This is a genomic window from Paenibacillus sp. EZ-K15 (assembly GCF_002573715.1).
Classification (GTDB): Bacteria; Bacillota; Bacilli; order Paenibacillales; family Paenibacillaceae; genus Paenibacillus_AQ.
Window position 1 is genome coordinate 409,498 of record NZ_PDHM01000021.1, and the last position, 6,274, is coordinate 415,771.

The following is a 6,274-nucleotide window of genomic DNA, read 5'->3' on the forward strand; positions in this document are numbered from 1 at the left end:
ATCGGTCGCCTCAAGGACAAGACAAGCGGAAGGGAATGGTCCCTTCCGCTTGTTGTCACACCTATCCAGGGTTACGGTTGCTGTTGTTGCTGCTGTTGGGATAGATCAAACTTATTACGGTCCCCAATCGTCAGCGGCAAATCAATGTTCTTACCGTTACGAACCACATTCAGTGTGATTTTGTCTCCAACCTTCTTCGATTGTATGAATTCAGTCAGATCCTTCGAGGTCGGATATTTTGTTCCGTCCACGCCCACAATGATATCATATTGACGCAGGTCCGCTTCATAAGCCGGCGATCGGAATACAACGCTGTCAACATAAGAACCTTCCTTCACGTCGGTACCCAAAGACTGGGCAATTTGCGGAGTGACCGTTCCTAGGCTTGCCCCGATAAACGGAACCGGCTCTTTCGGAACTTCCTCATTATTCTTCAGGTATTCCACAACTTCCTTGATCGTACTGGACGGAATTGCAAATCCGATCCCTTGCGCTTCCGCGCTGACGGCTACGTTCATCCCGATAACCTCACCCTTCAGATTGAGAAGCGGTCCCCCGGAGTTACCCGGATTAATCGAGGCATCGGTTTGCAGAAGATGCTCATAATTCCGCTCAGCTTCGCCGTTCGTTCCTTGAATATCAATCTCGCGTTCCTTCGAGCTAAGTACGCCTGCGGTTACCGTATGCTCAAAACCATGCGGGTTACCGATGGCAACAAGCCATTCACCGACCTTCAGCGAATTGGAGTCGCCCAGCTGCACCGTCGGGAAATCGGCCCCTTCGATTTTTAGCACGGCCAAGTCGAGCTCATAGCTGGAACCGAGCAGCTTCGCTTCATAAGGCTTTTTGGTACCCTGTACCGTTACTTGGATCACATCTGAGCCATGGATCACATGCTCATTCGTCAAAATGTATCCCGACTTCTCAAAGATGAAACCCGAGCCGATGCCGGAAGGCTGAAGCTGGGATTCCTGACCTCCGTTGTTGCTGCTTCCACCGTTTCCACTGTTTCCGCCATTTCCTTCCTGGCTCGATTGGCCGCCGCCGAAGAAGTACCAGAACGGATCATTCATATTCGGATTCGCGCTCTGGCGATTGCTGCTGTTTACAAGCGTCTCGATCAGTACAACGGCAGGACTCGCCTGATCTACAACCGCCGATACATCTCCTTGACCCGAAGGAATCATAGTCGATGCCGTAGTAGCTCCGCCGTTATCATCGACTTTGGCTGAAGTTTCTTGGGCTGGCTCTGATGAGTACGCCGCATCAGGTGTAAACAGATTCGTGCGGTCAGCGGCAAACATCAGGCTCGAAATGACAAGGACACCTGCCATGAAGGACAACAGCACCGTCTTCACGGAATTTTTAGGCTTCTGGCTGTAGTTCCATTCTTTATTTCTTTGCATCGAATCCATAGACCCGCCGCCCCCCTGGCTTCCGGAGGAATGTGACTGCGAGAAACCGGAGGATGGAATCGGTTTGACAGGCTGCGGAGCGGTAACTTCCACTTCCTTCGATTCCCGGCTCTGGTATGGCCGCTCTGGCTGCTGATCATCACGTTCGCTGGGTATGGACTGAAACGGTCCGTAAGAATAGTAATAAGACGAATTCTTCGTGGATGCTTCCTCACGTCTCGGTGCTTCATTGTTATTCGACTCGTTGTTCATTCCCTCATCATCCGGATACCCGTAGCGCTTTCTTTGGTCGTCCATAGGTCTACCTCCTATTTAAAATCACTTGCTTCCAAGTGGTTTAATTGATTAACTGTTCTTATTGTGTACTATAAACCTTAATAGTACCTTAAAAACAATTAAAAGGCAGATAAAAAGAAAGCTAAGGCCGCGTCAAAGGAATCTGATCCGAGTGGAGTCGCTACATTTTGACCCATCCCTTACGGTGGGCATAAATCGCCAATTGCGTGCGGTCTTCCAGCTCACACTTCATCAGCAGATTGCTGACATGGGTTTTGACCGTTTTAATGCTGATATGCAGCTCTTCACCGATATCTTTGTTGCTCTTACCTTCGGCAATGAGCAGCAAAACTTCCTTCTCGCGCTCGGTAAGCCCGGAATCATCGCCGTTCACCATATGTCGGCGGATCCCGCGGGTGAGTGCTTCCGACACGTCTTTGGTCATGACCGGCATACCCCTGAACGCTCCCTGAAGAGCGTAGATGAGCTCGTCGGCCGAAACTGTCTTCAGTACATAACTGACAGCCCCCGCTTCAATGCACTCAACCACAAGCTCGTCTTCGAGAAAGCTGGTCAGAATCACGATCTTCTGGTCCGGGAACTCGGACATGACAGCACGTGTGGTCTCTGCCCCGTTCATCACCGGCATCATCAGATCCATAAGAATGAGATCAGGCCGGTCTGCCTCATCCCCATTTCTTAACATATCGACAACCTCTTGGCCGTTTGCGGCCTCTCCGATCACTTCAAATCCCGGGTCCAGTGACAAATACGTTTTTAATCCCATACGAACCATATCATGATCATCCGCCAGCAATATCCGAATCGTACCCATAATGATGTTGTCCCCTCTCTATTCCACTGGCTCAGCCAGCACTTCCTGATCCTTACTCTTTTCCGCAGCCGATCCCTGATTACCCTCGGCCTCAAACAGAGGAATATTCACGCGAACTGTTGTTCCCGCACCCTTTTTACTTATAATATCGACCTGCCCACCAAGCTTTTCGGCTCGCTCACGCATCGTGGACAGCCCGTATGAACCCTGCTTGCCTGCCACCTCGTCAAACCCAATCCCATCGTCGCTAATGCTTAAAATAACGCGTTTCTGATCCTCACGAAGCGACATGCTGACAAGGCTTGCACCGGCATGTTTCACAATATTAGCCACTGCTTCCTGTATAATCAGGAACAGCTGATGCTCAATCGCATCCGATACCCCGCCGTAGAGTTCGACATCCTTCATGCCCTTCAGGCCATTTTGACGGCAGTAATCCGGGAACCACCGTTCGAGTGCCTCCTCCAGGGTTCTTCCTTCCAGTTCAACAGGCCGAAGCTGTGCAATCAGCGCCCGCATCTGCTTCTGTGCCACATGAGACATCTCGATCAACTGACCGAGCACTTTATCGCCCTGCTCCGGGTTTCTCTTCAGAACTGCCGGTAGGGATGATGCCGACATATGAATCGCGAACAACTGCTGACTGACCGTATCATGCAGGTCCCTTGCCATCCGGCGTCGTTCCTCCAGCACCGCGGCTTCCGCAGCAATCTCTTTCTCAATGACATCCTGCTCACCCAGGCGCTGCAGCAGCTTCATCTTCTTCTCCAGCGCTTCTGTCATTCCGTTAAACTCATCGTATACTCTGGCAAAAGAGCCGTCTTCCATGGCTGGCAGTCGCACGTTCAGATTTCCTTTGGCAACCTGCAGCATGTTCAGATGAAGCAGGTCCAGCGGTCGCTGGATGCGCTGTCCCGCGATGTATCCCGCAATCCCCGTAAACAGAAGTACACCGACCGTGTAATACACCCACAGCCGGTTATCTTCAATATGTATGTAGCCGGATTGGTTTGCTGTATACAGGAAAACAGCAACCCCGGCTCCAATCAACAGAAAGTAAAACAGTATCACCCATTTGGTATTTTTCAATATTCCCATCATAACGGTTATCCTACCCTATTCACTTTGACATCACCGATAAATACGCTGACGGTGATTCGAATTTTCTTACCTGCTTCCCTATAATGCGGGCTTTCCAGACCGGCATTGCTCATAAAGCCGCTGCGGCTTTCCTCCAGCACCTTCATATCGCCGATGAAGGAGTTGGTCGTGACATGAATGCCGACATCCGAATCATTCGGAACGAATACTTTGACGTCCCCGATAAACGCCGAGATGTTGATTTTCGTTTCACCGTATGGGATTTGAGCTTTAGTCAGATCCAGCACCGTATCACCGATGAACTGCGAGATATTTGTCGGCTTCAGCTGAAAATAATCTTTTCCCATATGCACGTCCCCGATAAAAGAGGACTTGTTCACCGCATCATGGCTGTGCCAAGATTGATGATGGTGGTGTTGGTGATGTTGGTGGTGCTGTTCATCCTTATAATCCGATCCGTCGCTGTAGCTTTTGCCGTTATCGTCAAAATCAACATGAACTCTGAACCGGCTGCGATCCTGACGGTCCTGGCGCTGGCGTTCATGATGCTGTCCCTGCCAGCGGTACCCCTTGCCCGGCTCATGTAAATCCGGTGATTCTGATTCTGGATCAGGCAGAATATTCTCAGTCTTGTCAGCCTTGTCTTGCTTGCCAAATCTCCGTTCGAATTCGTCATCCAGGGAAGAATCAAGCGGACGCGCTTCAGGCGGATCGGGAATGTTGTAATCGTCGCGCCGATGCGAGCTGAAGTCATCCGGACTTGGCGGTGATGGCGGCGGCGTATGAGGTTTCGGTTTAAAAATAACCTGCAATCCAAACCCAATCAGGATAATCGGAATCGCATACTTGATCAGATCGCCGAATGAGAAGTCAATCAAATCCAGGTTTCTTCCAAGAAAGTACGATCCGATTATGATTGGCACAACGGAGCCCCATAGTGCTCCTCCACGTGCATAAATTAAGCTTTGCAGGCCGAACCAGATGATGAACACCGGCCAAAAGGTCGAGAATATATAACCAAGATCCACATGTATCATATCGAGCTGATTTAGAAGAAATACCACACCAATACCGATGAGCAGCAAACCGTTGCTAAGCTGGCTCCATCCTTTTCTACTCATGGTCATCCCCTTGCCTTCCAGTTCTATTTTTTCTTAACTACAGTGTACAACATATTGCGATGAACTGGTTAGCGGCGGTGGAATGAAGTTGATCTCGGTCTAGAGACTGAGTTCATGGATAAAAATGGGAATTAAACCATAATAAAAGACCCCCGCTAAAGCGGAGGTCTTATTTGGCACGAACGGGCGCTGACATCTACGCCTTAACGGTTTGCAGAATGGTCCCCTGGTGTGTTCAGTTCGCCAAACTCAGCGTCAAACTTCTCGTTCGGTTTTTTGAAGTTCTCTTGAACTTTGGAATTCCCTTTTGGGTTGCTGGCTATGCTGGTATCTTCAGCAAACTCAGCGTTAAACTTTTCATTCGGTGTTTTAAAGTTTTCTTGTACCTTGTTCTTTTTAGCCACAGTATTCACCTCCCTGTTCATATGCAATACCATCATCCTCTTCAGGGGTTTGGCCCCCGAAAAGTAGTATGTGATGAACAGGGAGGCATTATTCTTAAATGTTTACTACCAATCTACGCGCAAAAATCATCCTAAATGGCTTCCTCCAAAACAGATGAAGGCAGGAAACGATAGGTTTCGATCGCGTTATCCAGGGTTCTCAGCATTTCTTCCGTGCATTTGCCGCTTCCGGTTTTAATTACCTGTACCTCGACGTCCTTCTTCCCCCACTCCTTAAACACTTGTTTGGTTGTGGAGAAGTAAAGATCGATTTTTTGCCCTTTGATCGCAGAGCCGATATCCGCTACGATCCCATAACCATAGCCCGGTATATAGAGAATACTGCCAAGCGGGAATACATTCGGATCCGCGGCAATCGTAGATACCATATTTCGATCCCGCTTAACCTTCACCCCGGAGTAGGTGATTCCATATTGAGGATGTCCCGGCTTCTTCCCGGTCGATTCATAACCTGCCGTATACCCTGTAGCGGTTACCTTCACCGTATGCAGCACCTGGTCCTCCCTCGGCGCAAGCACAGGCATGGATTCGCGTTTCTTCCCAGGCTCGCTGGCCTTAGGCCCCGTATTCGGAACTTCCAAGTATCTATTCATATCGCTAAAACCTGCTACACGAAGCGCATAGAAGCGAGACATTTCCACGTAATCGGAGCCTTGAATTCCCCCGGCCGGATCATACACATTTCTGAAGTCTGTTGAATCATAGGATTCGCTTAGAATCAGATTGTGCGCTTCTACTATTGAAGAACCTGCACTAAACAAGACGGCTGATAAAATAAAACCAGCAAAAAACCTCTGCCACTTTTTCCATTGGATCATGTGAGTACCTCCCCCTTACTAGCGAGGGTTCCCACTTCCCAAATAGAATATACGTGATGGCAGAGGTTTGCATGTCCCATCGTTACTTAAGCTTTATAGAGGTTGTTCAAAAAGTCCGCTTTTGATAAGAAAACCTCTATCGAGGCCACTTCAAGGATGAGCGACCGCGATGCAGGGGTAGGTTTTCTTGCGATATAGAATTTCATCAGTTCCACTGATAACTTATAAATTCTATATCTAACAC

Annotated in this window: 6 protein-coding genes; all 6 read right to left on the reverse strand. The window is 49.1% G+C overall.

Features of this window, described 5'->3' with window-relative positions; all coding sequences use genetic code 11:
* Positions 1-71 precede the first annotated feature (71 nt).
* The 6 genes from CRG97_RS25905 to CRG97_RS25930 all read right to left on the reverse strand — a co-directional run bounded on the left by CRG97_RS25905 (position 72) and on the right by CRG97_RS25930 (position 5,805).
* Positions 72-1,712 (reverse strand): S1C family serine protease, encoded by a 1,641-nt coding sequence (locus CRG97_RS25905; protein ID WP_098748546.1) that lies wholly within the window; start codon positions 1,710-1,712, stop codon positions 72-74.
* Positions 1,713-1,872: 160 nt separating this feature from the next.
* A complete protein-coding gene (locus CRG97_RS25910; protein ID WP_076324472.1) occupies positions 1,873-2,526 on the reverse strand; it encodes a response regulator in 654 nt (217 codons plus the stop codon).
* An 18-nt stretch (positions 2,527-2,544) separates the two neighbouring features.
* Positions 2,545-3,627: a sensor histidine kinase gene (locus CRG97_RS25915; RefSeq protein ID WP_098748547.1), complete on the reverse strand. Its 1,083-nt coding sequence runs from the start codon at positions 3,625-3,627 to the stop codon at positions 2,545-2,547.
* Positions 3,628-3,632: 5 nt separating this feature from the next.
* Positions 3,633-4,754: a cell wall-active antibiotics response protein LiaF gene (gene liaF / locus CRG97_RS25920; protein WP_098748548.1), complete on the reverse strand. Its 1,122-nt coding sequence runs from the start codon at positions 4,752-4,754 to the stop codon at positions 3,633-3,635.
* A 197-nt stretch (positions 4,755-4,951) separates the two neighbouring features.
* Positions 4,952-5,152 (reverse strand): hypothetical protein, encoded by a 201-nt coding sequence (locus tag CRG97_RS25925; RefSeq protein ID WP_098748677.1) that lies wholly within the window; start codon positions 5,150-5,152, stop codon positions 4,952-4,954.
* Between the two features lie 131 nt (positions 5,153-5,283).
* Positions 5,284-5,805: a 3D domain-containing protein gene (locus tag CRG97_RS25930; RefSeq protein ID WP_481856224.1), complete on the reverse strand. Its 522-nt coding sequence runs from the start codon at positions 5,803-5,805 to the stop codon at positions 5,284-5,286.
* Positions 5,806-6,274 lie beyond the last annotated feature (469 nt).

Excerpts from the sequence above, each read along its gene's own strand:
- CRG97_RS25905 (WP_098748546.1), bottom strand. The coding sequence starts at position 1,712 with ATGGACGACCAAAGAAAGCGCTACGGGTATCCGGATGATGAGGGAATG.
- CRG97_RS25910 (WP_076324472.1), bottom strand. The coding sequence starts at position 2,526 with ATGGGTACGATTCGGATATTGCTGGCGGATGATCATGATATGGTTCGT.
- CRG97_RS25915 (WP_098748547.1), bottom strand. The coding sequence starts at position 3,627 with ATGATGGGAATATTGAAAAATACCAAATGGGTGATACTGTTTTACTTT.
- liaF (WP_098748548.1), bottom strand. The coding sequence starts at position 4,754 with ATGACCATGAGTAGAAAAGGATGGAGCCAGCTTAGCAACGGTTTGCTG.
- CRG97_RS25930 (WP_481856224.1), bottom strand. The coding sequence starts at position 5,805 with ATGAATAGATACTTGGAAGTTCCGAATACGGGGCCTAAGGCCAGCGAG.